The 24954-nt window shown below is 67.5% G+C and carries 26 protein-coding genes; 15 read left to right on the forward strand and 11 right to left on the reverse strand.

Annotated elements, in window-relative coordinates; translation table 11 throughout:
- Window positions 1-186: 186 nt before the first annotated feature.
- Window positions 187-1575, forward strand: coding sequence for an MFS transporter (locus tag OEJ37_RS09950; protein ID WP_174419380.1), 1389 nt, complete (start codon window positions 187-189; stop codon window positions 1573-1575).
- Between the two features lie 408 nt (window positions 1576-1983).
- Window positions 1984-3195, forward strand: coding sequence for a winged helix-turn-helix domain-containing protein (locus tag OEJ37_RS09955; RefSeq protein WP_263344168.1), 1212 nt, complete (start codon window positions 1984-1986; stop codon window positions 3193-3195).
- 20 nt (window positions 3196-3215) lie between these two features.
- On the opposite strand, the gene fabI is transcribed toward OEJ37_RS09955, so the two are convergent.
- The 4 genes from fabI to OEJ37_RS09975 are packed head-to-tail and all read right to left on the reverse strand — an operon-like array spanning window position 3216 to window position 7326.
- A complete protein-coding gene (fabI, locus tag OEJ37_RS09960; protein WP_175918358.1) occupies window positions 3216-3977 on the reverse strand; it encodes an enoyl-ACP reductase FabI in 762 nt (253 codons plus the stop codon).
- Window positions 3978-4005: 28 nt separating this feature from the next.
- Window positions 4006-5127 carry an alpha/beta fold hydrolase gene (locus OEJ37_RS09965; protein WP_263344169.1) on the reverse strand — a complete coding sequence of 374 codons (1122 nt, stop codon included), beginning with the start codon at window positions 5125-5127 and terminating at the stop codon, window positions 4006-4008.
- An 8-nt stretch (window positions 5128-5135) separates the two neighbouring features.
- Window positions 5136-6344 (reverse strand): acetate/propionate family kinase, encoded by a 1209-nt coding sequence (locus OEJ37_RS09970; protein ID WP_263344170.1) that lies wholly within the window; start codon window positions 6342-6344, stop codon window positions 5136-5138.
- Window positions 6345-6354: 10 nt separating this feature from the next.
- On the reverse strand, window positions 6355-7326 hold the full coding sequence (locus OEJ37_RS09975) for a phosphate acetyltransferase (RefSeq protein ID WP_263344171.1): 972 nt from the start codon (window positions 7324-7326) through the stop codon (window positions 6355-6357).
- 146 nt (window positions 7327-7472) lie between these two features.
- Here OEJ37_RS09975 and atpG point away from each other — a divergent pair, with 146 nt between their 5' ends.
- Together atpG and atpC are read left to right on the forward strand one after the other, a co-directional pair.
- Complete coding sequence (gene atpG, locus OEJ37_RS09980) at window positions 7473-8342, forward strand: ATP synthase F1 subunit gamma (protein ID WP_263344172.1); 870 nt, start codon at window positions 7473-7475, stop codon at window positions 8340-8342.
- 11 nt (window positions 8343-8353) lie between these two features.
- Window positions 8354-8812, forward strand: coding sequence for an ATP synthase F1 subunit epsilon (atpC, locus tag OEJ37_RS09985; protein WP_263344173.1), 459 nt, complete (start codon window positions 8354-8356; stop codon window positions 8810-8812).
- A gap of 29 nt (window positions 8813-8841) precedes the next feature.
- Here atpC and OEJ37_RS09990 read toward each other — a convergent pair whose 3' ends face one another.
- Window positions 8842-9060, reverse strand: a complete 219-nt coding sequence (locus OEJ37_RS09990; RefSeq protein ID WP_006480837.1) for a DUF1653 domain-containing protein — start codon at window positions 9058-9060, stop codon at window positions 8842-8844.
- A gap of 57 nt (window positions 9061-9117) precedes the next feature.
- On the reverse strand, window positions 9118-9561 hold the full coding sequence (locus tag OEJ37_RS09995) for a GNAT family N-acetyltransferase (protein ID WP_048245578.1): 444 nt from the start codon (window positions 9559-9561) through the stop codon (window positions 9118-9120).
- Window positions 9562-9783: 222 nt separating this feature from the next.
- Here OEJ37_RS09995 and OEJ37_RS10000 point away from each other — a divergent pair, with 222 nt between their 5' ends.
- From OEJ37_RS10000 to OEJ37_RS10015, 4 genes are all read left to right on the forward strand, one after another.
- Window positions 9784-10044, forward strand: coding sequence for a type II toxin-antitoxin system Phd/YefM family antitoxin (locus OEJ37_RS10000; RefSeq protein ID WP_011547275.1), 261 nt, complete (start codon window positions 9784-9786; stop codon window positions 10042-10044).
- Window positions 10041-10307 (forward strand): Txe/YoeB family addiction module toxin, encoded by a 267-nt coding sequence (locus tag OEJ37_RS10005; RefSeq protein WP_263344174.1) that lies wholly within the window; start codon window positions 10041-10043, stop codon window positions 10305-10307. Before OEJ37_RS10000 ends, OEJ37_RS10005 begins: the two co-directional genes overlap by 4 nt.
- Before the next feature lie 185 nt (window positions 10308-10492).
- The gene (locus tag OEJ37_RS10010) at window positions 10493-11116 is read left to right on the forward strand and encodes an HAD hydrolase-like protein (protein ID WP_263344175.1); all 624 of its coding nucleotides are present in this window, start codon (window positions 10493-10495) and stop codon (window positions 11114-11116) included.
- A gap of 392 nt (window positions 11117-11508) precedes the next feature.
- A complete protein-coding gene (locus tag OEJ37_RS10015) occupies window positions 11509-12087 on the forward strand; it encodes a DUF4142 domain-containing protein (protein ID WP_174419371.1) in 579 nt (192 codons plus the stop codon).
- A 141-nt stretch (window positions 12088-12228) separates the two neighbouring features.
- On the opposite strand, the gene OEJ37_RS10020 is transcribed toward OEJ37_RS10015, so the two are convergent.
- Both OEJ37_RS10020 and OEJ37_RS10025 read right to left on the reverse strand, forming a co-directional pair.
- Window positions 12229-12828 (reverse strand): GNAT family N-acetyltransferase, encoded by a 600-nt coding sequence (locus OEJ37_RS10020; protein ID WP_263344176.1) that lies wholly within the window; start codon window positions 12826-12828, stop codon window positions 12229-12231.
- Window positions 12829-12877: 49 nt separating this feature from the next.
- A complete protein-coding gene (locus OEJ37_RS10025; RefSeq protein ID WP_263344177.1) occupies window positions 12878-13792 on the reverse strand; it encodes a LysR family transcriptional regulator in 915 nt (304 codons plus the stop codon).
- A gap of 109 nt (window positions 13793-13901) precedes the next feature.
- Here OEJ37_RS10025 and lysA point away from each other — a divergent pair, with 109 nt between their 5' ends.
- The 6 genes from lysA (at window position 13902) to OEJ37_RS10055 (ending at window position 19743) form a co-directional block, all read left to right on the forward strand.
- Entirely contained in the window at window positions 13902-15140 is a 1239-nt protein-coding gene (gene lysA / locus OEJ37_RS10030; protein ID WP_175918366.1) for a diaminopimelate decarboxylase, read from the forward strand.
- 638 nt (window positions 15141-15778) lie between these two features.
- Entirely contained in the window at window positions 15779-16579 is an 801-nt protein-coding gene (locus OEJ37_RS10035; RefSeq protein WP_263344178.1) for a transporter substrate-binding domain-containing protein, read from the forward strand.
- A 67-nt stretch (window positions 16580-16646) separates the two neighbouring features.
- Window positions 16647-17306 (forward strand): amino acid ABC transporter permease, encoded by a 660-nt coding sequence (locus OEJ37_RS10040; RefSeq protein WP_175918367.1) that lies wholly within the window; start codon window positions 16647-16649, stop codon window positions 17304-17306.
- Window positions 17307-17350: 44 nt separating this feature from the next.
- On the forward strand, window positions 17351-18076 hold the full coding sequence (locus OEJ37_RS10045; RefSeq protein ID WP_034180538.1) for an amino acid ABC transporter ATP-binding protein: 726 nt from the start codon (window positions 17351-17353) through the stop codon (window positions 18074-18076).
- 64 nt (window positions 18077-18140) lie between these two features.
- On the forward strand, window positions 18141-19322 hold the full coding sequence (gene metC / locus OEJ37_RS10050) for a cystathionine beta-lyase (RefSeq protein ID WP_175918368.1): 1182 nt from the start codon (window positions 18141-18143) through the stop codon (window positions 19320-19322).
- A 76-nt stretch (window positions 19323-19398) separates the two neighbouring features.
- Window positions 19399-19743 carry a DUF3088 domain-containing protein gene (locus OEJ37_RS10055; protein ID WP_175918369.1) on the forward strand — a complete coding sequence of 115 codons (345 nt, stop codon included), beginning with the start codon at window positions 19399-19401 and terminating at the stop codon, window positions 19741-19743.
- Window positions 19744-19800: 57 nt separating this feature from the next.
- Here OEJ37_RS10055 and OEJ37_RS10060 read toward each other — a convergent pair whose 3' ends face one another.
- On the reverse strand, window positions 19801-20688 hold the full coding sequence (locus OEJ37_RS10060; protein ID WP_034180541.1) for a DMT family transporter: 888 nt from the start codon (window positions 20686-20688) through the stop codon (window positions 19801-19803).
- Window positions 20689-20813: 125 nt separating this feature from the next.
- Here OEJ37_RS10060 and OEJ37_RS10065 point away from each other — a divergent pair, with 125 nt between their 5' ends.
- On the forward strand, window positions 20814-22292 hold the full coding sequence (locus OEJ37_RS10065) for a PLP-dependent aminotransferase family protein (RefSeq protein ID WP_174419361.1): 1479 nt from the start codon (window positions 20814-20816) through the stop codon (window positions 22290-22292).
- Window positions 22293-22331: 39 nt separating this feature from the next.
- On the opposite strand, the gene OEJ37_RS10070 is transcribed toward OEJ37_RS10065, so the two are convergent.
- Entirely contained in the window at window positions 22332-23765 is a 1434-nt protein-coding gene (locus OEJ37_RS10070) for a nicotinate phosphoribosyltransferase (protein ID WP_263344179.1), read from the reverse strand.
- 74 nt (window positions 23766-23839) lie between these two features.
- The gene (locus OEJ37_RS10075) at window positions 23840-24880 is read right to left on the reverse strand and encodes a bifunctional nicotinamide-nucleotide adenylyltransferase/Nudix hydroxylase (RefSeq protein ID WP_263344180.1); all 1041 of its coding nucleotides are present in this window, start codon (window positions 24878-24880) and stop codon (window positions 23840-23842) included.
- Between the last annotated feature and the right edge of the window lie 74 nt (window positions 24881-24954).

Genomic DNA, 24954 nt, shown 5'->3' on the forward strand with positions numbered 1-24954 from the left:
ACCGCACGCAAGTTTCGCGGTCGCTGCGACGGAGCGATGTCATGTGTCGTGTCATGCGCCGCAGTCGTCTCTTCTTTCGCGCGCGGGAACAGGAACGACTGTTGCAACATGCGGAACAACCGGTGTCGCACGTGACGCAACGACCACATTGTGGGCATAATGGCGTCTTTACCGCGCGCCCAGCCCATGTCGCCCGTCTTTCTAGCACCGCTCATCGTTGCCTGTGCGTTGTTCATGGAAAGCGTCGACGCGAACATCATCGTCACCGCGCTGCCCGCGATGGCGAGGGACTTCGGGCACAACCCCGTCACGCTGAACATCGCGATCACGGCCTACGTGGTCGGGCTCGGCGTGTTCATCCCGATCTGCGGCTGGCTCGCCGACCGCTTCGGCGCACGCTCCGTCTTCCGCACCGCGATCGGCATCTTCGTCGTCGGCTCGCTGATGTGCGCGGCCTCCAATTCCCTCGGCGTGCTCACGTTCGCGCGCTTCATACAAGGCGTCGGCGGCGCGATGATGGTGCCCGTCGGCCGCATCATCATCTTCCGCGCGGTGCCGCGCTCGGATCTCGTGCGCGCGATGAACTACCTCGCGATTCCCGCGCTGTTCGGGCCTACGGTCGGGCCGCTCGTCGGCGGCTTCATCACGACCTACCTGCACTGGCGGATGATCTTCTTCATCAACGTGCCGATCGGCATCTACGGGATCTATCTCGCGAGCAAGCACATCGCGAACACGCACGAGCCCGATCCGGGCCCGCTCGACTGGTTCGGCTTCCTGCTGTCGGCAAGCGGCGCCGCGTCGCTGCTGATGGGCCTCACGCTGCTCGACGGCTCGCTCACCTCACGCTCGAACGCGATCGTCATGTGCGTGGCGGGCATCGCGCTGCTCGCGCTCTACGTGCCGTACGCGCGCCGCAAGGAGCGGCCGGTGCTCGACCTCAGCTTCCTGAAGATCCCGACCTACCATGCGAGCGTCGTCGGCGGGTCGCTGTTCCGCATCGGCCTCGGCGCGGTGCCGTTCCTGCTGCCGCTCGCGCTGCAGGAAGGGCTCGGCATGAGCGCGTTCCATTCGGGGCTCATCACGTGCGCGTCCGCGCTCGGCGGCGCGGTCAGCCGCTCGACGGCCACGCATACGCTGCGCCGCTTCGGCTTTCGCACGGTGCTGATCTACAACGCGGCATTCGCGGGGCTCGCGATCGCCGCCTATGGCGTGTTCCATCCCGGCATGGCGACCTGGGCGATCTGGCTGATCGTGCTCGTCGGCGGCATCTTCCCCGCGCTGCAGTTCACGAGCCTGAACTCGATGATCTACGCGGACATCTCGCCGCGCGACGCGGGCCGCGCGACGAGCCTCGGCAGCGTCGTGCAGCAGATGTCGCTCGGGCTCGGCGTGACGGTGGCAGGCATCGTGCTGCACGTGTCGCACTGGCTGCAGGGCCACCAGACGATGGTGTGGTCGGATTTCTGGCCGGCGTTCGTCGTGGTCGGGCTGTGCTCGTTCGCATCGATTCCGATCACGCGGCGGCTGCCGCCCGGCGCCGGCGACGAAGTCGCGCGCGGCAAGCGGCAATAAGCGGGAAGCACTTCGGTTCGCCGCGTGACGGCGCGACAAGACACAACGGCCTGTCCCGCGCGCTGCGGCATCGCACGTCGCGCGGCAGCCTGCGAAAAACCGGCAAGACAAAAAAATCAGCGGACATCCACACGGGGCCGGTGCTCAGCCGCATGGATGTCCGCTCAGGGCTCCGGGTCTCCCGATGGGGGTTGAGAATCCCGGATTCGCTTCCTGCGTGCCATGGACGTATGTGCGTCGGAAGCGAAATCGTTGCGCGCACTTGTCGTCGCGCCGTGCTCTGCACTATAGGGAAACTTGCGAAACGCATCTGTCAAGCATTGTCAGATGCGTTGCATCGGCGTGTCGCACGCGCGCGCCGCTTTCGCGCTAAAGTGATCGCCGACCGCCACCACCACCGCCATTCCGATGCTTACGCTCTCGCCCGCCGCCGCCCGCGCGCTGCATCTCGCCGCACAGGGCCTGCTGACGCCGCCCCGCCGCAAGGCGACCAAGGCCGACGTGCTCGACACGATCCGCCGGATGGCGCAGTTGCAGATCGACACCATCCACGTCGTCGCGCGCAGCCCGTATCTCGTGCTGTTCAGCCGTCTCGGCGATTTCTCGCCGCAGTGGCTCGACGAGCATCTCGCCGAAGCCCGCCTGTTCGAATACTGGTCGCACGAAGCGTGCTTCCTGCCGGTCGAGCAGTTCGGCCTGATGCGGTACAAGATGCTCGATCCGTCGGGGATGGGCTGGAAATATGCGGCCGAGTGGCACGCGCGGAATCGAGATGAGATCGAGCGGCTGCTCGCGCGGATTCGCGACGAAGGCCCGGTGCGATCGGCGGACTTCGTTCGCGAGGACGGCGCGAAAGGCAACGGCTGGTGGGACCGCAAGCCCGAGAAGCGTCACCTCGAAGTGCTGTTCACGACGGGCGACCTGATGGTGTCGGAGCGCCGCAATTTCCAGCGCGTGTACGACGTGCGCGAGCGCGTGCTGCCCGGCTGGGACGACATGCGCGACCTGCCGCCGCGCGACGCCGTGCTGCCCACGCTGCTCGACTACACGTGCCGCGCGCTCGGCGTCGTGCGCGCGGACTGGGTGGCCGACTACTACCGGTTGCCGCGCCGTTCGTACCGCGCGGAGCTGGAGCGGCTCGCGGATGCGGGCGACCTGATTCCGGTGCAGATCGACGACTGGAACGAGCCGGCCTACGTGCATCGCTCGCTCGACGCATTGCTGCCGGCCGCCGCGGCCGACACGCTGCGCTCGACGGTCACGACGCTGTTGTCGCCGTTCGATCCCGTCGTATGGGACCGGCGGCGCGCATCGACGCTGTTCGGTTTCGACTACACGATCGAGTGCTATACGCCCGAGCACAAGCGGCGCTATGGCTATTTCTGCCTGCCCGTGCTGCATCGCGGCCGGCTGGTCGGCCGCGTCGACGCGAAAGCGCATCGCACGCTCGGCACGTTCGAACTGAAGGCCGTGCATGTCGAGCCGGACGTGCGGTTCGGCACGGGGCTCGCGGCCGACGTCGCGAAGGCCGTGAAGAAGCTCGCGGCATGGCACGGCACGCCTGAAGTCACGGTCAGGCATGGGCCGCCGGCCCTCGTGCAGGCATTCGCGCAAACCTGACGCCGCATGCCGCCGGCGCGCTAGCCGAGCATGTGCATGCCTGCGTCGATATAGTGCGTGCCGCCCGTGATCGCCCGTGCGCCGTCGCTCGCAAGGAACGCGCAGAATGCGCCGACGTCGTCGATGTCCAGCACGTGATGCAGCGGCGCCCGGCGCGCGGTGTCGTCGAGCAGCCGGTCGAAGTCCGGCAGGCCCGACGCCGCGCGCGTCGGCAGCGCGCCCGGCGAAATCGCGTTGACGCGAATGCCCGTGCCGCCGAGTTCGGCGGCCAGGTACCGCACGCTCGATTCGAGCGCGGCCTTGACCGGCCCCATCACCCCGTAGTTCGCGACGACCTGCTCCGCGCCGAGATAGCTCATCGCCATCAGGCTCCCGCCTCGCGTCATCAGCGGCTCGGCGAGCCTCGCCATCCGGATGAACGAATGGCACGAGGTATCCATCGCCAACGAGAAGCCTTCCGGCGAACTGTCGACCACGCGGCCTTGGAGATCGGCCTTCGGCGCATACGCGACCGAATGCAGCACGAAGTCGATCGTGCCCCATTGCTCCGAGATCGCGTCGAACACCGCCGCCATCTGGTCGGGCCGCCCGACGTCGAGCGGCATCCGGATCGGCGCGTCGAGTTGCGCGAACAGCGGCTCGACGTGCGGCAAGGTCTTCTCCGACTGCCAGGTCACCGCGAGCGTGGCCCCCGCCCGGCAAAACGCACGCGCGCATCCCCACGCGATGCTCTGCTCGTTCGCGATGCCGACGACGAGCCCCCGCTTGTGTCGCAACGTCATGCCGCCCCCCGTGTCGATCCGCGCCGGCCTAGCGCTGCGCCGCGATCCAGCGCGCGATGTCCGGCCACACCGTCTTCAGCGTGCGCGACCCCATGAACAGCCCGATATGGCCGCCCGGCACGAGCCGGCTCTCGATCCGCGACGCGGGCGTCCCGAGCCGGTCGCGCGCGCCGAACACCTGCTCCGGCGTCGTGATGTCGTCGGCCTCGCCGGCGAGCAGATAGGCCGGGCACGCGACGTCCTTCAGGTCGAGCGTGCGCCCGAGCGCGACGAACGTGCCCTTCGCGAGCCGGTTCTCCTTGAAGATCTGCACGATCGCCTGCAGGTACCAGCGTCCCGGCAGGTCGATCGGGCTTTCATACCAGTTCGCGAACACCTCGCGCTTGCGCAGGTATTCGGGATCGTCGAGATGCTCGTACAGGTCGACGTGCTCGGCAAGATAGTGCTGGTCGGGATGCATGTTCTTCCAGCCGCGCAGCATGAAGCGCCCGCGCATCAGGCCGCCACCCATCGCAACGAGCTCCTCGTAGAACGACGTCGGATACATGTGCACCATCCGCCTGATCGGGCCGTCGCCCGCGTCGGTGTCGATCGGCGAGCCCGCCAGCACGAGGCTCGCGACCTTGTGCGGGAAACGCGCCGCATACATCGCGGACATCCAGCCGCCCTGGCACAGCCCGACGAGATTCACGCGGCCGCCGAGCTCGTCGACGCACACGTTCAGCTCGGCCAGATACTGGTCGATCTCGAGATCCTTCATGTCCTCGGTGGCCGAGCGCCAGTCGGTCAGGTACAGGCGCGTCACGCCGTGCTCGCGCAGCGTCTGCATCAGGCTCTGCCCCGGCTGGTAGTCGGCGATCATCGCGCTGTGCCCCGCGTACGGCGCATCGACAATCGTCGGCAGCCGGTGCGCCGGCGCGGCCGAATAATCGCGAAACGTCATCGTCCGCAGTTCCAGCAACGGCCGGTTCGTCGATGCCAGCGCCGGATGCACTTCGAAATGCAGCTTCTCCTCTTCCGCGAGGAAACGGAGATTGCGCGCGGCGATCTCGGAGCCGGCCGCGAACATCGCCGTGGCGGCGGCCATCGGCCAGAACATCGGCAGCGCGGGGGCGCTGACGGCGGGGGAAGACGTGTCGCTCGCTTTCATCGAAGGTTTCACCGGGTCGGATACGGCGTGGAAGGGATCGCGTCGTCCAGCACGCGGCGCGTGTGCCGCGCGATCATCAGGTTCTCGTCGGTCGGGATCACGCGCACCGTCACGCGCGACGCGTCGCTCGATATCACCGGCAGTCCGGCGGCGTTCGCAGCGTCGTCGAGCGCGATGCCGAGCCACGCCGCGCGGCTGCAGATCCGTTCACGCACGCGCGGCGCGTGCTCGCCGATGCCCGCCGTGAACACGAGCGAGTCGAGACCGCCGAGCACGCCGGCCAGCGCAGCGAGTTCGCGGGCCGCGCGATAGGCGAACAGCTCGACCGCGTGCACGGCCGACGGTGCGTCGCTCGCGAGCAGCGTGCGCATGTCGCTCGACATGCCCGACACGCCGAGCAAGCCCGATTCCTCGTAGATCAGATGCTCGACCTCGTCGAGCGAGCGGCCCTCGTGACGCTGCAGGTAAAGGATCACGCCCGGGTCCAGCGCGCCCGTGCGCGTGCCCATCGGCAGCCCGTCCACGGCCGTGAACCCCATCGTCGTCGCCACGCTGCGGCCGTTCGCGAGCGCGCACAGGCTCGCGCCGTTGCCGAGGTGCGCGACGACGGTCCGGCGCTGCGCCCACGATGGATCGAGCCCCGCGAGCGCCGTCGCGATGTATTCGTAGGACAGCCCATGGAAACCGTAGCGCACGATCCCGTGCTCGGTCAGCGCGCGCGGCAACGCGAACTCCCGTTCGAGCGCCGGCACCGTCGAATGGAACGCCGTGTCGAAACACGCGACCTGCGGCAGGTTCGGCGCGACCGCGGCGACCGCGCGAATCGCGTCGACGTGATGCGGCTGGTGCAGCGGCGCGAGCGGCGAAAGCGACGCTATTGCATCGAGCACGCGCGCGTCGATCCGCACCGGCGCGGTGAAATACGGGCCGCCGTGCACGACCCGGTGCCCGACGCCGTCGAACGCGGCCTCCCGCCCGACGTGCGCCGCGAACCACGCGTGCAGCGCTTCGATCGCGCCTTGGTGCCCCGGTCGCGCGACGGGGCTGTCGGCGAGCGTCGCGCCGTGCGCGTCGGCCACGAACAGATGCGGGGTGCCATGCAGGTTCTCGACCTGCCCGTGCAAGCCCGCGTCGAGCGAACGATCCTCGCGCGTGTCGTAGACCGAGAACTTGAGGCTCGATGAGCCGGCATTGAGTACCAGCACCGGATGTCGCATCGCGGCCCCGTCAGTGTGAGTCGGCCGCAACGGCCGGCGCAGCTACGGATGCCACCGTGGCACGCGCCGCCTCCGCGACGAGCGCCGCGACCGCGCAGCTCGCGAGGCGCGTGCGTTCGCTGTCGGCGCGACTCGTCAGGATCACCGGCACGCGCGCGCCAAGCACGATGCCGGCCGCATCGGCGTTCGCCAGGAACGTCAGCTCCTTCGCGAGCATGTTGCCCGCCTCGAGGTCGGGCGCGAGGAGGATGTCCGCATCGCCCGCGACCGCGGAACCGAGATGCTTGAGCCGCGCGGCTTCGGGGCTGATCGCGTTGTCGAGCGCGAGCGGCCCGTCGAGCAGCGCGCCGGTGATCTGGCCGCGCTCGGCCATCTTGCACAGCGCGGCCGCGTCGAGCGTCGACGGCAGCTTCGAGCTGACCGTCTCGATCGCCGACAGGATCGCGACCTTCGGCCGGGCGATGCCGAGCGCGTGCGCGAGATCGATCGCGTTCTGCGCGATGTCGGCCTTCTGCTCGAGCGTCGGACGGATATTGACCGCCGCGTCGGTAATGAACAACGGCTTGCGGTAAGTCGGCACGTCCATGATGAACACGTGGCTCAGGCGCCGCCCGGTGCGCAGCCCCGCATCGGCGCGCACCACTTCCTCCAGCAACTCGTCGGTATGCAGGCTGCCTTTCATCAGCGCCTGCGCGTCGCCCAAGCGCACCAGCTCGACGGCGCGCGCGGCCGACGCGTGGCTGTGCGGCGCATCGACGAGCCGATAGCCGGACAGGTCGACGCCGAGCGTCGCGGCAAGCGCCGTGATGCGCGCCACCGGGCCGACCAGCACGGGCACGACGATGCCGGCCCGAGCGGCGGCGACGGCCGCGTGCAGCGATACCTCGTCGCAAGGATGCGCGACCGCGACCGTCACCGGGCGTAATGCGCGGCAACGTGCAATCAGCGCGTCGTACTTCTGGTGCTGGCGGAAATCGGTCATCGAATACCCCTTCGCGAGGATCACGTGAACGGATTCTGGTGCGGGACCGGGCGAAATCGTTTGACGCTCGTCAATCGTTTCAGGTGAAGTCCCGATAGCATGAATCCACACGATGACATTCGGATGGCCGCGACGCCCACTCTGCCATGCACATACGCGAAATCCGCTCGAAGATCGCCAGTACGTCGTCCACGCGCACGATCACCAAGGCGATGGAAATGATGGCGCGCACCAAGATGGCGAGCGCGCAGCGGCGCGCGCGCGAGTTCCGCCCGTATGCGGCGCGCATCGGGGCGATGGCCGAACGCGTGCTGCGCGACCGGCCCGACCACGTGTCGGCGCTGATGGCGCGACGCGATCCCGTGCGCCGCATCGGCCTGATCGTCGTCAGCACCGATCGCGGGCTGTGCGGCCCGCTCAATGCGCGGCTGCTCGTCGCATGCGTGGATGCGCTCGAACGCTGGGACCAGGCCGGCGTCAGTTGCGAACTGAGCGTGATCGGCGCGCGCGGCATCGCGCCGCTGATGCGCCACGGCGCGACCATCGCGGCGCGTGCGAGCGGCCTGGCCGCCGAGCCGCACTTCGACCAGTTGCTCGGCGCGCTGCTCGTGCCGCTGACCGCGTTCGTCAACGGCGAGCTCGACGAAGTGCACATCGCCTACAACCGGCTGACGAGCCCGCTCGCGTACGAGCCGCGCATCGATGCGATGCTGCCGATCGCGGCGCTCGACACCCGCGCGCCGGCCGTTGCCGCGGAGGCATCCGACTATCTTTACGAGCCCGCGCCCAAACCGGTCGTGGACACGTTGCTGCTGCGCTACGTCGAGGCAACGCTCTATCAGGCCGTCGTCGAGAATTACGCGTGCGAGCAATGCGCGCGGATGTTCAGCATGCAGACCGCGACGGACAACGCCGATCGCGTGCTGCGCGAACTGCGGCACCTGTACCAGAAGACGCGACAGGCGCAGATCACCACCGAGCTGTGCGAAATCGTCGCCGGCGCGGCGGCGGTCTGAAGGGGGCGCGCATGACGACATCGATGAGGCTCGACATCCTGAGCGTGGAAGCGGTGCTGTATGCCGGCGACGCGCATTTCGTCGTCGTCCCGGGGGAAAGCGGGGAACTGGGGATCTACCCGCACCACGCGCCGCTGCTCACGCGGATCCGGCCCGGCGTCGTGACGCTCGTCGATGCGCCGACCGGCGAGCACCGCCGCCTCCTCGTCGCAGGCGGCGTGCTGGAGGTCAGCCGCGACGGCGTGACGCTGATCGCCGATCACGCGCTGCGCACGCCCGAACTCGACGATCTGCGTGCACGCGAAGCGCGGCATGCGGCCGACGACTGGCGCCGGCGCTACGCACACGAAAACCGGTGCGCAATCGATTTCGCGTCGGCCCGCGCGGAACTGATGGATGAAATCCGGCGCTTCTTCGCGATGGCGCTGCGGCAACACGCATCGCACGAGAAGCCGGGCGGCGCCGGCTAGACGCCGGCTCCAGTGCCGCCCGCTCGAGTTCAGTCGCGCAGCTTGCGAAAACGCGGCGTGCCGTCTTCGAGGTTGCCGTTGAACATCGCTTCCGGCCGCACCCACAGCCCGCGCGCATGCGGCCACAGATGCTCGTACACGACCACCGATTCCTCGGTTTCGGAATGGCGGGCGACGCCGATGTAACGGTACAAACCGCCCTTGTAATGGCGATGCGTCGCGAGCTGTTCGGCTTCCTGTTCGGTCATGATGTGCTTCTCTTCGGCAAAAACGGAAAGCGCATATTGTATGCGCTGCGCCGCGCGTCAGCGTTTCGCGTAGATGTCGGGGCGGCGGATCTCCATCAGCCGCTCGGGATTCGCGGACGGCCCGAAGCCGACCGGCCGGTACAGTTCGTGCGCGTCCGTCGTCACGAGCATGATGCGGCGCAGGCGCTGCACCATCTCCTGCGCGAACACATGATCGATCAACGCGCGGCCGTAGCCGTTGCCGCGTTCGGCCGGCAGCACGAACACGTCGCACAGGTACGCGAACGTCGCGTGATCGGTGACGAGCCGCGCGAACCCGACGAGCCGGTCGCCGACATACGCACCGAAGCACAGCGAACCCTCGATCGCACGCTCGACCACGTCGCGCGGAATGCCCTGCGACCAGTACGCATCGCGATGCAGGAAGTCGAAGATCGCGTCGATGTCGAGTTCGCGCTTGTCGGTGGAAAATCTCAGCGTGGCGGGGGTGGCTGCGGGCACGTCTGTTCTCCGGTGGGGGGCGGAAGGCGGAGCATCGACGATACCGCGCTGTGCGGCGGGCTACAAGCGGCACTACCACGCCGCTGCTGCACGGCAGGCGAGTCCTCTTGCCGGATGGTGGCGCGCAACCACATACACTCACCTGGCAACTTGTACAGCAACCCGTACATATTTATCAATCGCGCCATACTTGTACAGTTATATGTACAAGTGAGGCAAATCATGCGCACGATTCATTTTTCGGATGCCCGCGGCAATCTGAAGACCGTCATCGACCAGGTTGTCGACGATGCGGACGTGACGCTCATCACGCGCCGCGATGCACCGAACGCCGTCATCATGTCGCAGGATTACTACGACAGCCTGATGGAGACGGTTCACTTGCTGCGCTCGCCAGCCAACGTCGCCCATCTCGAACGTTCGATCGCGCAACTGCGCAAGGGCAAGGCGAAAGAACACAAGCTCGCCGAGGATGACGAATGAGCGTACGCCGCGTGCTCGTTACTTCCGACGCGTGGAACGACTATCTCTATTGGCAAGGGCAGGATCGCAAGACGCTCAAGCGCATCAACCAGCTCATTCGCGAAGCCCAGCGAACACCGTTCGAAGGCATCGGCAAACCCGAACCGCCGAAGGCCAATCTCTCCGGCTTCTGGTCGCGCCGTATCGACGACACGAACCGCCTGGTCTACGAGGCTGACGACCTCCAGATCGCCATCGTGTCTTGTCGCTACCACTACGAGTAGCCCCGCCCCGCGCCCGCCGCCCGCTTCGACTCGCGCCGGACGGCAACGCGCGCGTATCGGGCGAAATGCCGGTGCTCGCCGCCGGATATCGGCCCACCGCGAAAGCTCGCCGCATTCGCCCGCTTACCCGCGCACGCATTTCGGTGGATGATGTAGCCCGCTCGATCAATCCGCCACATCGCCACATGCCCTACCGCCTCATCGCCTTCGACTTCGACGGCACGCTCGCCGATTCGCTCGACAGTTTTCTCGCCGCGCTGTCGGAAGCGTCGCGCCTGCACGGCTTTCGCGATGCCACGCCCGAGTTGCGCCCGGCACTGCGCGGCATGTCGGCGCGCGACATCATCCGCGCGCTCGACGTGCCGATGTGGAAAGTGCCGCGCGTGACGATCGACATGCGCCGCCTGATGCGGCCGCGCGTCGCGCAAGTGATGCTGTTCCCGGGCGTCGACGACACGTTCGACGCGCTCGCCGCGCGCGGCATCCGCATCGCGATCGCGACGTCGAACAGCGAGGACATCGTCCGCGACCGGCTCGGCCCGCGCGCCAGCGGCCACGTCGACACCTTCGCGTGCGGCATTCCGCTGTTCGGCAAGGCACGTCGCCTGCGCGCGCTCGTTCGCGAGGCCGGCGTGCGCGCCGACGAAGTGCTGTACGTCGGCGACGAAATCCGCGATGCCGACGCCGCACGACGCGCGCGCATCGCATTCCAGGGTGTCGCGTGGGGCTACACCGCACCCGACGCATTGCAGGCGCATTGCGCGACGCCGTTGCTGCCGCGCCTCGACGCACTGCTCGATCGCGTGTGACGCTTTCGAGCGCGTTGCACGCTCGAATCCGCACGTCGCTCGACGCGCACGACACTGCAACAACCGCACGACGATGAAATGCAGATGACACGCACACATGCATCCCGCACGACGCACACGCGCAAAAATTGCCGCCGCCGCGCATGCAACAGGTACGCAGTACCGGTACGCGCACCTGCCCATCGTTTCGTCTTACCAACCGTTACACAAACCACAGCACGGTTGCACCTGCTACCCGACCGCTCTCCTAGAATCAGTCGGGCCGGGAAACAGTTCGACCGGCGCCGCGGCAGAGCGGCGGTCGAATCCGGCCCGGGCGCGCCCGGTCTCTCGCACAGCTACGGATCACGTCATCCGTTTTTTAACCAGAGCCCCGATCGAAAGGAGGTCCCATGAACCGCTTTCCCCACATCTCGCGCCTTGCCTTGTCTGCCGCCGGCCTGCTTCTCGTCGCCGTGACCGCGACCGCACAAACCGCGCAACCGGCGCCCGCGGCACCCGCCGCGCCGGCCGCTGCCGCGCCGCGCATCCACGAAGCCGACCAGGCCTTCATCACGGACGGCACGAAAACCGTGTCGACGCAGCACGACGCGGCACGCATCGCCGATTCGCGCACGTCGGACAGCCAGGTGAAGGCCTTCGCGCAACGCGTGTCGACCGAAGATGAAAAGATCATCCAGGCGATGCGCGCCGCAAGCCCGCGCGGCGTCGACGTGCCGGCCAACGACCCTGACACGACCGTGCTGAACAGCATCAAGAGCCTGCGCGGTGCCGAGTTCGACAAGGCGTATATCGAGCAGGTCGCGCTCGCCGGCGAGCAGAAGGCGATCTCGGCCTTCCAGGCAGAAATCGCCGAGGGCCGCGACACGAAGCTGAAGGAAGTCGCACGCCAGGCGCTGCCGATCCTGCAGAAGCACTACGCGGACGCGCAGAAACTCGCGGAGCGTCACCACCTCGCGTCGGCGCAGTAACGATGCAGCGCCGCGCCTCGTGCGCGGCGCACCGCTTCCCCTGTCGTCGCGCAGCCGCCTCCCCTGCCGGCTGCGCGATGCGCGTCTGACCAGCCGACCCGCGAATACGCGCGCCGCACGCCACGCGTCACGCGTCATGCGTTACGTCGCGAGCTTCGCCATCAACCGCTCACGCACGTCCGGCCATTCTTCGTCGATGATGCTGAAGCGCACCGAATTGCGCTTGCGGCCGTCCGGCATGATCCGTTCGTGACGCACGATCCCTTCCTGCTTAGCGCCGAGCCGCAGAATCGCCGCGCGCGATTTCTCGTTCAGCTCGTCGGTCGTGAACTGCACGCGCACGCAGTGCAGCGTGTCGAACGCATAGCTCAATAGCAGCCACTTCGCCTCGGTATTCGCGCGCGTGCGCTGCGCCGATTCGCCCAGCCATGAATGGCCGATCTCGAGCTTGCGATTCTTGCGATCGATCTTCCAGAAACGCGTGCTGCCGATCACGCGGCCCGACGCGCGATCGACGATCGCAAACGGCATCACGGTGCCGGCCGTGCGCCCCTGCAATGCCGTGTCGATGTACGCGTCGATCGTCTCCGCACTCGGCACGACCGTTACCTTCAGATTCCACAACTGGCCGTCCGCGGCGGCATCGAGCAGCGCCTGCCGGTCGGATGCTTCGAGCGGCCGCAGTTCGATGCACTCGCCGGTGAGGGTCGGTTGTTCGATGGAAGGCGAAGCGGCGGTCATGACAGGGTTCCAAGGACGAAGGCGGCGAAGCGGCCATCATACGACGCCGCTAGCCGAGGTGCGCGGCCAGCCGGCGCCGGATCGCCTTCGCCTCGCCGCGCAGCGCGTCGGCAAACGCATCGACGAGCAGGTTCTTCGGCCGGTGCTCGGGCACGATCATGCTGACCCTGTACGGGAACGACCGCGTGAGCGGCCGCACGTGCAGGTCGCGCCCGACGAAATCGAGCGCGGTCAGCGGATTGACGATCGCGGCGCCGAGCCCCTGCCGCACGAACGCGCACACCGACACGGCCGACGGTGTGTCGACCACCGAGCGCGGCGCGACGCCGAGCTGCGCAAATGCCTCGTCGATCAGGATGCGGTACGGATCGTTCAGCGACAGGCTCACGAACGGGCGATCGGCGAGATCCAGCAGGTCGATCGCATCCTGCGCGAGCAGCGGATGGCCGTCGGGCAGCACGCATACTTCGTCTACTTCGAGCAGCGGCGTCAGCAGCGTGCCGGCCGGCGCGACGTCGTGCTCGGTCAGCCCGAGGTCGTACCGCTGAGCGGTCAGCCACTCCTCGAGCACCGGCGACTCCTGCGTCGCGACCGACACGCTGACGCCCGCGTGGGCCGCGTGAAAGCGCCGGCATGCGCCGGGCAGGATCGCGTGCGAGAACGCCGGCAGCGCGATCACCGAAAGCTGGCCGTCGCGAAACTCGCGCAGGCGCGAGGCCGTCGCCGCAACGCGTTCGAGCCCCACATAGGCAAGCCGCACTTCGTCGAACAGCGCGAGCGCGGCCATCGTCGGCCGCAGCCGGCCGTGCGCGCGCTCGAACAGCGCGAAGCCGACGACCTGCTCCATCCGCGCGAGCTCGCGGCTGATGGTCGGCTGCGACGTATAGAGCATCTCGGCCGCGCGCGTCGTGCTGCCGGTGACCATCAGCGCGCGAAAGACCTCGATATGGCGGTGCGTGAGCATGATCAGCTATATCAGGAATGAATCGAATGTCGAATAACAGGCATTTTACTGTATAGCTGAACAGGCGCATCATTCACGCTATCCGTTCATTCGACCCGATTCATCCGCCATGTCCCTCGATTCCCGCCAGCTCGCGACGCTCGCGCAGCAATACGGCACCCCGCTGTGGGTGTACGACGCCGACGTCATCCGCGACCGCATCGCCCAACTACGCCAGTTCGACGTGATCCGCTACGCGCAGAAGGCGAATTCGAACGTCCATATCCTGAAGCTGATGCGCGACGAAGGCGCGTGCGTCGATGCCGTGTCGCTCGGCGAGATCGAGCGCAGCCTCGCGGCCGGGTTCAGTCCGGCCGGCGAGCCGGAAGGCGTCGTGTTCACGGCCGACCTGATCGACCGCCCGACGCTCGCGGCCGTGCTGAAGCACGGCGTGACCGTGAATGCGGGTTCGCTCGACATGCTCGCGCGCATCGGCGAGCACGCGCCGGGCCACCGCGTGTGGCTGCGCGTCAACCCCGGTTTCGGGCACGGCCACAGCAACAAGACCAACACCGGCGGCCCGCAAAGCAAGCACGGCATCTGGATCGACGACGTGCCGCGCGCGATCGAGATCGTGCGCCAGTATGGGCTCAAGCTCGTCGGCATCCACATGCACATCGGCTCGGGCGTCGACTACGGCCACCTGTCGCAGGTGTGCGATGCGATGGTCGATCTCGTCACATCGCTCGGCCACGACATCGACGCGATCTCGGCCGGCGGCGGCCTGTCGATTCCGTATCGCGACGGCGAGCCGCGTGTCGACGTCGGTCACTACTTCAGCCAGTGGGATGCCGCGCGCAAGCGGATCGAACGGCATCTCGGCCACCCGGTGCGCATCGAGATCGAACCGGGCCGCTTCCTCGTCGCCGAAGCCGGCACGCTCGTCACCGAAGTGCAGGCCGTCAACCGCCGGCCGAAGCACGATTTCGTGCTGATCGACGCGGGCTTCAACGACCTGATGCGCCCGTCGATGTACGGCAGCTACCACGCGGTATCCGTGCACACGCACGACGGCGCGCTGCCCGCCGGCCGGCCGCTCGTCGACCTCGCGATCGCGGGGCCGCTGTGCGAATCGGGCGACGTGTTCACGCAGGACGCGGGCGGCGTGGTCACGCACCGCAAGCTGGCGCAGCCGCAGATCGGCGACCTGCTGTTCCTGCACGACGCGGGCGCATACGGCGCGTCGATGTCCTCGAACTACAACAGCCGGCCGCTCGCGCCGGAAGTGCTCGTCGATCGCGGCACGCCGCGGCTGATCCGCCGCCGGCAAACGATCGGCGAACTGCTCGCGCTCGAGACGTTCGAGTAACGCGCTTTCGGCGTGACGAAGGCCAACGGCCAGGCTTGCCGCTACCGGCAAGCCTGGCCGTTTTGCTTTTCGGCGTGCCGCCGGTTCACCCGGTCGCGGCCCGGAGCAACCGCACGATCGCACCGTAGCACCTGATGCTTCGCATCATGCGCAACCGCAGCAGATCGCTTGCGCCACCTTTCGCACGCAGAGAAAAACATTCCACGGCGCGTAGAAAGTGCGTGCATCTTTGGAAACACTTTCCTTTTTGACAAACCTAAGATTGCCCTCAGTCGCTCAGCATTCGCGTCACCGGATGCGCATCGTCGATGCACCCGGTCCACCACTCTCGCAAAGCCGCACGGGCAATCATGAACAACATGCTTGAACTCTTCGCCGCGCACCGGAACACGTTCGACACGTATGCCGCGCGGCCCGCTCACGCATCACTCTGCGACCGCTCGCACTTCTCGCGCCTCCATCCGCATTCGCGCCGATCGACCACCGCGCGCGCACGCATGCCGTAACGCACGACATCGCGCACGGCGGCAAACGACACGCGCCGCCACTCGCTCCACCGCTTTCCCGCTCACGGCGACGCCGCCCGTCGCCGCGGCTTCGCACACCCTGAATTTTCGACAACAACCAAGGAGACAACCATGAAGCACTTCACCCCGACGCTCAAGCAAGGCATCGCCGCCGCCCTCCTCTGCATCGCGGCCACGACGTCGCACGCGGCGGACCTGCTCGACACCGTCAAGCAGGCCGGAGTCCTGAAGATCGCGCTGGAAGGCACCTACCCGCCGTTCGACTACCGCAACGCCGACGGCCAGCTCGAAGGCTTCGACGTCGACGTCGCGAAGGCCGTCGCCGCACGCCTCGGCGTGAAGCCGCAATTCGTCACGACCGAATGGAGCGGGATTCTCGCCGGCCTGCAGGCCGGCAAGTTCGACGTGATCGTCAACCAGGTCGCGATCACGCCGTCACGCCAGCAGGCGCTCGACTTCAGCGCACCGTACGTGTATTCGTCCGCGCAACTGCTGCAACGGCAGAACGACATGCGCGCGTTCAAGTCGCTCGACGAACTGAAGGGCAAGAAGGTCGGCGTGACGATGGGCAGCAACTACGTCGACCTCGTCAAGACCGTGCCCGCGATCGACCTGCAGGTGTATCCGGGTACGCCGGAAAACCTGCGCGACCTCGCGGCGGGCCGTATCGACGCGGCGGTCAACGATCGCCTGATGCTGAGCTACCTGATCAAGAACTCGCACCTGCCGCTGCGCCCCGGCTCCGTGCTCGCGGGTGGCGAGGACCGGATGGGCATCCCGTTCCGCAAGGGCAATCCGAAGTTCGCGAAGGCGATCGACGATGCGGTCGCGTCGCTGCAGCAGGACGGCACGCTGAAGAAGATCTCGATGCAGTGGTTCGGCACGGACACGACCAAGCCGGTGACGCAATAACGCAGCCCGCCCCGAGCCCGTGCGCACGAACGCGCGGGCCGTCCGGCACACAATCAGGAGACACGTGATGGAAGCACTCGATCTGGTCGTTCATACGCTGCCCGTGATGGTCAAGGGCGCCGCGCTCACGCTGAAGTTCGCGGTGGCGTCGATGGCGCTCGGCCTCGTCGTCGGGCTCGTGATCGCGATCATGCGCATCGGCAGCAACCGGCTCGCGGCAGCGCTTGCGCAGGGTTATGTGAGCCTGATGCGCGGCACGCCGCTGCTCGTGCAGATGTTCGTCGTCTACTACGGGCTGCCCGATCTCGGCATCACGCTCGATCCGACGACGGCCGGCATCTTCACGCTGACGCTCAACGCGGGCGCCTATCTGTCGGAGAGCATGCGCGGCGCGATCCTCGGCATCGGCCGCGGGCAATGGGCGGCCGCGCACAGCCTCGGCCTTACGCACGTGCAGACGCTGCGCTACATCGTCTGCCCGCAAGCACTGCGCCTCGCGGTGCCGAGCCTCGGCAATACGCTGATCAGCCTGATCAAGGACACGTCGCTGGTCTCGGTGATCACCGTCACCGAATTGCTGCGCTCGACGCAGGAAGTGATTGCCGCGACGTTCCAGCCGCTGCCGCTCTATCTCGCCGCCGCCGCGATCTACTGGGTGCTGAGCACGCTGCTCACGCGGCTTCAGGGCCGCGTCGAGACCCGCCTTGCGCTGCCGTCCACGCATTGAGCGCGTGCCGGACCTTCATCCCGAACATCAACGACGGACAGAACATGATTACGCTCGACAACGTATCGAAATGGTATGGCAAGCATCAGGTCCTCTCGGCATGCAGCGCGGCGGTCTCGAAAGGCGAAGTGGTCGTCGTGTGCGGGCCGTCGGGCTCCGGCAAGTCGACACTGATCAAGACGATCAACGGTCTCGAGCCGTTCCAGAAAGGCAGCATCACCGTCGACGGCACGCGGCTCGGCGATCCCGGCGCGAAACTCGCGCAATTGCGCGCCCGCGTCGGCATGGTGTTCCAGCACTTCGAGCTGTTTCCGCACCTGTCGATCACCGAGAACCTCACGCTCGCGCAGATCAAGGTGCTCGGCCGCCGCAAGGACGAGGCCGTCGAGAACGGCATGAAGCTGCTCGATCGCGTCGGCCTGAAGGCGCACGCGCACAAGTATCCGGGGCAGTTGTCCGGCGGGCAGCAGCAGCGCGTCGCGATCGCGCGCGCGCTGTCGATGAACCCGGTCGCGATGCTGTTCGACGAACCGACCTCGGCGCTCGACCCCGAGATGATCAACGAAGTGCTCGACGTGATGGTCGAGCTCGCGCGCGACGGGATGACGATGGTATGCGTCACGCATGAAATGGGCTTCGCGCGGAAGGTCGCGCATCGCGTGATCTTCATGGACCAGGGCGCGGTGGTCGAGGACGCGGCCAGCGACAGGTTCTTCGCCGCGCCGCGCTCCGAACGCGCGCGCGACTTCCTCGACAAGATCCTGCATTGACCGCGCGGCGACTGCCTCGCATCGCTTCGATCGACTGATTGATTGCCCCTCAAAGGACGATATCTTGAACCACCTGCATTCGACCGACACCGTACTCGCCCACGAAGGCCGCTCGCACGGCCAGCCCGGTTCGCCCGTGAACCCGCCCGTGTACCGCCAGTCGACGCTGCTCTTTCACGACACCGACGCGCTCGACGCGGTGCGCGGCACGCCGCTCGCCTACGGACGCCACGGCAGCCCGACCACGCGCGCGCTCGAGAAAGCGCTCGCGCGCCTCGAAGGCGCGCACGCCGCGCTGCTGACGCCGAGCGGCCTCAGCGCGATCACGACCGCGCTGCTCGCGGTGTTGAACCCCGGCGACCATCTGCTGATGGCCGATTCCGTGTACGACCCGACCCGCTCGTTCTGCGACGAGACGCTCGCGCGCCTCGGCATCGAGACGACGTACTACGATCCGGCCATCGGCGCCGACATCGCGTCGCTGATGCGGCCGAACACGCGCGCGGTATTTGCCGAATCGCCGGGTTCGCTGACCTTCGAAGTGCAGGACATCCCGGCAATCAGCCGCGTCGCACACCGGCACGGCGCGGTCGTACTGCTCGACAACACGTGGGGCACGCCACTGAATTTCCGGTCGTTTTCGCATGGCGTCGACGTGTCGATTCATGCCGCCACGAAATACATTGCCGGACACTCCGACGTGCTGATGGGGGCGATCCTGACGACCGAGGCGCTCGCGCCGAAGGTCACGCGCTTCTACCGGCAACTCGGGATGACCGTCAGCGGCGACGACGCGTACCTCGCGCTGCGCGGCTTGCGAACGCTGTCGGTCCGGCTCGAGCGGCACCAGCGCAACGCGCATGCGCTGACCGAATGGCTCGCGAAACAGCCGGAGGTCGCGCAAATCCTGTATCCGGCGCGGCCCGGCGACCCCGGCCATGCGCTGTGGCAGCGCGACTTCACCGGCGCGTGCGGGCTGTTCGGCATCGTGCTGCATCCGCAGCCCGACGATGCGGTGCGCGCGCTGCTCGACGGAATGACGTGCTTCGGCATGGGGTATAGCTGGGGCGGCTTCGAAAGCCTGATCGTCCCGTCCAATCCGTCGCGCCATCGCACCGCCACGCAATGGGCGGCGGCCGGCCCGCTGCTGCGGATTCACGCGGGGCTCGAGCACCCCGACGACATGATCGCCGACCTCGCTGCCGGTTTCGCGAGAATGCGCGCCGTCGCGCTCGCGGAAGCCTGAAATCCGGCGACGTAGTACACGCTGCCCCGCATCACGTTTTCTTCAACGTTCGTCCCTCTCACATAGCGAGACAACCATGAAAGACACGCTGTTCATTCTTCGCCCCGGTTTTTTCAAGGACTCCGAAGGTCCGTTCTACTGTGGCGATTCCGTTTCCGTCGAAGGGTTGCTGAGCTTCTACCCGCAGCTTCGCGACGCCGTCGACGTCGAATACATCGACGCGCCGCGGCCGCGCCAGCCGATCGTCGCGCTGATCGGCGCGGACAACCAGTCGGCGCCCGTGCTCGTGCTCGGCGACGGACACGCGCCGAAGGACGGCGCACTCGCGATTCGCGAGCACAACGGCCGGCGCTTCATCGATTCGCCGGCCGATATCCGCCGGTACCTGTCTTCGCAGTATGGCGTAGCGCACGTCGCGTAAGCACGCCGCTCCGTGCCGTCGCTCGACGGCACGGAGCGGAACGGAACGGAACGCGCGTCACCCCGCGCGCTGCACCGGCGCCATTTTCGAGAAGTACTTCGCGCCGGCCACGCAGCCGACCACGACGACCGTCACGACGACCATCGCCGGCGGCACCGTCTCGTGCAGCAGCCCGGCGGCCAGCAGGAAGCCGAAGAACGGCTGCAGCAGCTGCAACTGACCGACGCCCGCGATCCCGCCGAGCGCGAGCCCGCGATACCAGAACACGAAGCCGATCAGCATGCTGAACAGCGACACGTACGCGAGCCCCCACAGCGCGGCGGCATCGACGCCGTCGAACGACGCAGGCCACGTAAGCCACGTGAGCGGCAACATCAGCGGCAGCGACAGCACGAGCGCCCACGAGATCACCTGCCAGCCGCCGAGATCGCGCGACAGGCGCGCGCCTTCCGCGTAGCCGAGCCCGCACGCGACGATCGCGGCCAGCATCAGCGCATCGCCGACCACCGACGCCTGGCCGCCGTTGCGCAGCGCAAACGCGGCCACCGCGCCGCTGCCGACGATCGAGAAGATCCAGAACGGCAACCGCGGCCGTTCGCCGCCGCGCCACACGCCGAACAGCGCGGTCGCGAGCGGCAGCAGCCCGACGAACACGATCGCATGCGCGGACGTCACATGCTTCAGCGCGAGCGCCGTCAGCAACGGGAAACCAACCACGACCCCGAGCGCGACGATCGCCAGCGACACGGCCTCGGCCCGCGACGGCCGCTTCTGCTTCAGCACGACGAGCAGCAGCAGGCCGAGCGCGCCGGCGATCGTCGCGCGCGCGAACGTGAGGAACAGCGGGTCGAGCCCCTGCACCGCGACACGCGTCGCAGGCAGCGAGCCACTGAAGATGATCACGCCCAGCAGGCCGCTGAGCCATCCGTCGGTCGTCTTTTGCACGGGGAATCCTGAACGGGGAAAGGTGGATGACCGATGATCCGCCGCCCGCGAAAAGCGCGTAAGCTACACCCCAATACAATCCGGACAAACTGTACTGGACAACCGACCGTACAGTTCATTTCGCCATGAGCCATTCCGCCCCGATTCCCGTTCCGCCCGCGCCGTCGCGCACGCGCGTCGAAACCGTGATGGATACGTTGCGCGCACGGATCGCGAGCCGCGCGCTGATGCCCGGCGCGCGCGTGCCGTCGATCCGGTTGATGGCCGACGCGCTCGGCGTGTCGAAATCGACGGTCGTCGATGCATACGAGCGGCTCGCGAGCGAAGGTGTGCTCGTCGCGCGGCGCGGCTCGGGCTTCTACGTGTCGGGCCACGCGCCGCCGCTCGCGCTCGCCGATCTCGGCCCGCGCCTCGACCGCGAACTCGATCCGCTGTGGCTGTCGCGCCAATCGCTCGAGGCGGCGCCGACGACGGTGAAGCCTGGCTGCGGCTGGCTGCCGTCGTCGTGGCTGCCGGACGAGAGCTTGCGCCGCGCGCTGCGCGCCGTGTCGCGCGACGAATCCGACGCGCTGACCGACTACGCGACACCGCTCGGCCTGTCCGCGCTGCGTCAGCAGCTCGCATGGCGGCTCGCGCAGCATGGCGTCCACGCGGAACCCGCGCAGATCATGCTGACCGACGGCGGCACGCATGCGCTCGACCTCGTGTGCCGCCTGCTGCTGGAGCCGGGCGATACCGTCGTGCTCGACGATCCGTGCTACTTCAACTTCCAGGCGCTGCTGCGCGCGCATCGCGCGCGGATCGTCAGCGTCCCGTACACGCCGAACGGGCCCGATCTCGCGCGCTTCGAGCAGGTGCTCGCCGAGCACCGGCCGCGCCTGTACATCACCAACGCGGCGCTGCACAACCCGACCGGCGCGACGCTCGCGCCGCCTGTCGCACACCGGCTGCTGACGCTCGCGGCCGAGCACGGCCTGCTGATCGTCGAGGACGACATCTTCGCGGATTTCGAAAGCACGCCCGCGCCGCGCCTCGCGGCGTTCGACGGATTGTCGCGCGTCGTGTCGATCGGCAGCTTCTCGAAAACGCTGTCGGCCGCGATCCGCTGCGGCTACGTCGCCGCGCGCCCGGAATGGATCGAGGCGCTCGTCGACCTGAAGCTCGCGACGTCGTTCGGCAACGCGCAAATCGGCGCGAACGTCGTGCACCGGCTGCTTATCGACGGCACGTACCGGCGTCACCTCGACAGCCTGCGCGCGCGCCTCGCGGACGCGATGGGCGAAACGATCCGGCGCCTCTCGCGCGCCGGGCTCGGAATCTGGACGGAGCCGCGCGGCGGCCTGTTCGTGTGGGCGCAACTGCCCGACGGGCTCGACGCCGCGCGCGTCGCGCGCCACGCGCTGGACCACGACGTCGTGCTGGCGCCCGGCAACGTGTTCAGCGTGTCGCGCAGCGCGACGTCGTACCTGCGCTTCAACGTGTCGCGCTGCAAGGGACCGGCGGTGTTCGACGCGCTGGCGCGGGCGATGGAGGCGGTGCGGGCGGCGGAGCGTGGCGGGTTGCCGGCGGATGCCGGCGGACGCGTGCTGGCCGGTGAACGATGAAAGCCTGCCGCAGCGCGGCGGGATGCCCCGCCCCCTACCTCAAACCTCCCCCGCGTGCGCCCTCGCCCGCACCTCGGCAAACGACGTATCGACCAGTAGCCGCCCGGTATCGAACACCGTCTCGAGCGCCTCGTCCCATTCGCCTTCCAGCGCACGATCGTCCCATGCGACGGGCAGCGTCGTCGTCCGGTACTCGCCGGTGCGGCGATTGCGCAGCAGCGTGAGCCGCCCCTTCTTCGAGCGCTTGCCCTGATCGGTGGCCGGATCCTTGCAGACGTCGTGCCACACGCCGCCGCGCCGAATCGCCGAGCACTTCATCGCAAAGCGCTGCGTATCGCGGTTCACCTGCTGCAGCAGCGCGCCACCCATGCCGAACACGACATTGCCGGCCGCATAACCCGCGTCGTCGAGTGCGGAAAGAATCGCGTCGATCGACAGCTCGTCGACCCCATCGCCCTGGATCACGCGTACGCGGTTCAGCACGCGCCGCCCCTTGCCGTTCAACGTCGAGCCGAATGACGCGTCGAGCGCGCGCACGGTCTGCATCACGATCTTGACGGGGTCGCCCGAATCGGGACGCACGACGAGCGTCGCGCCCGAATCGATCACGGCCTGCCTCAGTTCACCGCCCCACAGATCGAGCGCGGCGAACAGATCGTAGGAGTCCGACACGACCGACACGATCGCGCCGGGCAGCCCGAAGCGGCGGATCATGTTCCGGTACGCATCGGCCTCGCCTTCTCTCCCCCACGACGTGATCGTGCTGTGCTCGGCCGCCGGCACCGAGTACGCCGCCATCGGCTCGCGATAGAAACGGTTCGCGGCCAGCACGCCGAGCACCGTGTCCGAGCCCATGAAGTTCACGAGGTGCGCCGCGCCGCCGATCGCGGCCGACTCCGCGCTCGACACGCCGCGCGCGCCGAAGTCGTGCAGCTTGAACGGCAGTTGCGCGAGGTCGTCGTCGGTCTTTTCGAGGAAACGGCGGATCGTCTGCCGCAGGTGCCAGCTTCGCGTCGCGACCGTGACCGGATACCAGACGCGCAGCAGCATCGTCTCGAGATACGATGCGAGCCAGAACACCTGCGGATCGTCGCATTCGACGGTCATCAGCACGTTGTGCACCGGCACGACCGAACCCTCCGGCACCGCGCGGATCTTCACCGGCAGGTAACCGTCGTAGCGTTCGACGATGTAGCGCCACCCTGCTTCGTTGAACGGCTCGCCGTGCACCGTGAAGAAATCGCGCGCATCGTCGATCATCGCGTGCGTGACCGGCTTGCACAGATATTCCTTCAGCAGCATCTGCAGGCCGAAGAACAGCGTGCGGTCGTAGCGGCCGCCGCGCGATTCGACGTACGAGAACATCGCCGACGCGTCGGGCGGATATTGCAGGAAGTGGGAAGCCTTGTACGAGTCCGTATTGAGGATCGGATTGGCGAGAACCGCGGCAAAGCCGCCGAGATCGTTTTGCATGGCTAGAGCTCCTCTAGGCCGTTGAAGTGCCGCCGCGTCTGTCGCGGCGGACCGGAATGCGGGGAATCAGCGGGTCACAGCTTCCCCAGGAAGTGATATGCGATGTCGAAGTGATCCTCGAACATCACGTTGCGCATCGGTGCGAATTCGTTGAGCGGCACCCAGCGCGCCTTGTCGGCGTCGTCGCTGCCCTTCACGCGCGGCAGCTCGCCGGTCGGGAAGTTGAACAGGCACGCGTGCGTGATCGTGCGGCCGCGCAGCGAGCGGGTCGGATGATCGAATACCTGGCGATCCTTGATCGAGCCGCGCAGCACGGGCTCCGGCAGCTTCAGGCCGGTTTCCTCGCGCAGCTCGCGGATGCACGCCGCGTCGAGCCGCTCGTCCTGGTTCACGAATCCGCCCGGCAGCGCCCACAGGCCGCGGCCCGGTTCGCTGCGGCGGCGCACGAGCAGGATGTGACCCGAGTGCACGACCACCGCGTCGACCGTCACGAACGTGACGGGATACGGCGCGGCCGCCCACGCCTTGCGATACGCGGCGATGAATTCGGCTTCCGACTTCAGTTGCGCGAATTCCGGCTGCGTGCGGAAACGCTCGAGCCAGCCGAACACGGGTTCCGGCACGGCCCACTGCACGAAGCTGTTGGTGCGTTCGGCGAAATACTGGTCGCGGATCTCGGTGGCGGAAATGTCTTCGGTCGCATCGACGTCGACGAGCTCCCATTGCGGGAACATCCGCAGGTAGTACGACGTGGCGTCCTTCTCGTGGCCGATCAGCCCGACCTTGCGCTGCCCGACATCGCCGAGCGCGGACGCGACGGCGTCTTGCACCCAGCGCACCCAGTCGCCGTCGTTGTACGTCGAATCCTGCAACGGCGCGATCGTCACGCGGTCGCGCTCGGACGCGTCGAGCAGCGAAGCCAGCATCTGGCGGCGCTCGTCGAACGAGAACGGATCCTTGATGGTGCGGGGCTTGTCGGTCGAACCGATCAGCACGCACACGCGCTCGGCCCGGCTCAGTGCCGACTTCAGCACGTTCAGGTGACCACGATGCGGAGGCTGGAAACGACCAATGAAAACAAGCGCGTCGAAGCGCCGGTTCTGTTGCGTACTCATGAGGCTCCCTCAAGAGATTGAAACGCTTCGGGTCTTTCCCGAAGGGTTGGAATGAATCCTAGGTGAAATCCCGG

The organism is Burkholderia sp. BKH01 (assembly GCF_025685725.1).
Lineage (GTDB): Bacteria > Pseudomonadota > Gammaproteobacteria > Burkholderiales > Burkholderiaceae > Burkholderia > Burkholderia pyrrocinia_C.

Bases quoted from the DNA above. Each gene is read 5' to 3' on its own strand.
- OEJ37_RS09965 (WP_263344169.1), bottom strand. From the start codon at position 5,127: ATGAAAGCGAGCGACACGTCTTCCCCCGCCGTCAGCGCCCCCGCGCTG.
- OEJ37_RS10045 (WP_034180538.1), top strand. From the start codon at position 17,351: ATGATTACGCTCGACAACGTATCGAAATGGTATGGCAAGCATCAGGTC.
- OEJ37_RS09975 (WP_263344171.1), bottom strand. From the start codon at position 7,326: ATGACCGATTTCCGCCAGCACCAGAAGTACGACGCGCTGATTGCACGT.
- OEJ37_RS09955 (WP_263344168.1), top strand. From the start codon at position 1,984: ATGCTTACGCTCTCGCCCGCCGCCGCCCGCGCGCTGCATCTCGCCGCA.
- OEJ37_RS10020 (WP_263344176.1), bottom strand. From the start codon at position 12,828: ATGACCGCCGCTTCGCCTTCCATCGAACAACCGACCCTCACCGGCGAG.
- OEJ37_RS09950 (WP_174419380.1), top strand. From the start codon at position 187: ATGTCGCCCGTCTTTCTAGCACCGCTCATCGTTGCCTGTGCGTTGTTC.
- OEJ37_RS09990 (WP_006480837.1), bottom strand. From the start codon at position 9,060: ATGACCGAACAGGAAGCCGAACAGCTCGCGACGCATCGCCATTACAAG.
- OEJ37_RS10070 (WP_263344179.1), bottom strand. From the start codon at position 23,765: ATGCAAAACGATCTCGGCGGCTTTGCCGCGGTTCTCGCCAATCCGATC.
- OEJ37_RS10015 (WP_174419371.1), top strand. From the start codon at position 11,509: ATGAACCGCTTTCCCCACATCTCGCGCCTTGCCTTGTCTGCCGCCGGC.
- OEJ37_RS09970 (WP_263344170.1), bottom strand. From the start codon at position 6,344: ATGCGACATCCGGTGCTGGTACTCAATGCCGGCTCATCGAGCCTCAAG.
- OEJ37_RS10005 (WP_263344174.1), top strand. From the start codon at position 10,041: ATGAGCGTACGCCGCGTGCTCGTTACTTCCGACGCGTGGAACGACTAT.
- OEJ37_RS10000 (WP_011547275.1), top strand. From the start codon at position 9,784: ATGCGCACGATTCATTTTTCGGATGCCCGCGGCAATCTGAAGACCGTC.
- fabI (WP_175918358.1), bottom strand. From the start codon at position 3,977: ATGACGTTGCGACACAAGCGGGGGCTCGTCGTCGGCATCGCGAACGAG.
- atpC (WP_263344173.1), top strand. From the start codon at position 8,354: ATGACGACATCGATGAGGCTCGACATCCTGAGCGTGGAAGCGGTGCTG.
- OEJ37_RS10010 (WP_263344175.1), top strand. From the start codon at position 10,493: ATGCCCTACCGCCTCATCGCCTTCGACTTCGACGGCACGCTCGCCGAT.
- OEJ37_RS10040 (WP_175918367.1), top strand. From the start codon at position 16,647: ATGGAAGCACTCGATCTGGTCGTTCATACGCTGCCCGTGATGGTCAAG.
- OEJ37_RS10065 (WP_174419361.1), top strand. From the start codon at position 20,814: ATGAGCCATTCCGCCCCGATTCCCGTTCCGCCCGCGCCGTCGCGCACG.
- OEJ37_RS10055 (WP_175918369.1), top strand. From the start codon at position 19,399: ATGAAAGACACGCTGTTCATTCTTCGCCCCGGTTTTTTCAAGGACTCC.
- lysA (WP_175918366.1), top strand. From the start codon at position 13,902: ATGTCCCTCGATTCCCGCCAGCTCGCGACGCTCGCGCAGCAATACGGC.
- OEJ37_RS10025 (WP_263344177.1), bottom strand. From the start codon at position 13,792: ATGCTCACGCACCGCCATATCGAGGTCTTTCGCGCGCTGATGGTCACC.
- atpG (WP_263344172.1), top strand. From the start codon at position 7,473: ATGCACATACGCGAAATCCGCTCGAAGATCGCCAGTACGTCGTCCACG.
- OEJ37_RS10075 (WP_263344180.1), bottom strand. From the start codon at position 24,880: ATGAGTACGCAACAGAACCGGCGCTTCGACGCGCTTGTTTTCATTGGT.
- OEJ37_RS10035 (WP_263344178.1), top strand. From the start codon at position 15,779: ATGAAGCACTTCACCCCGACGCTCAAGCAAGGCATCGCCGCCGCCCTC.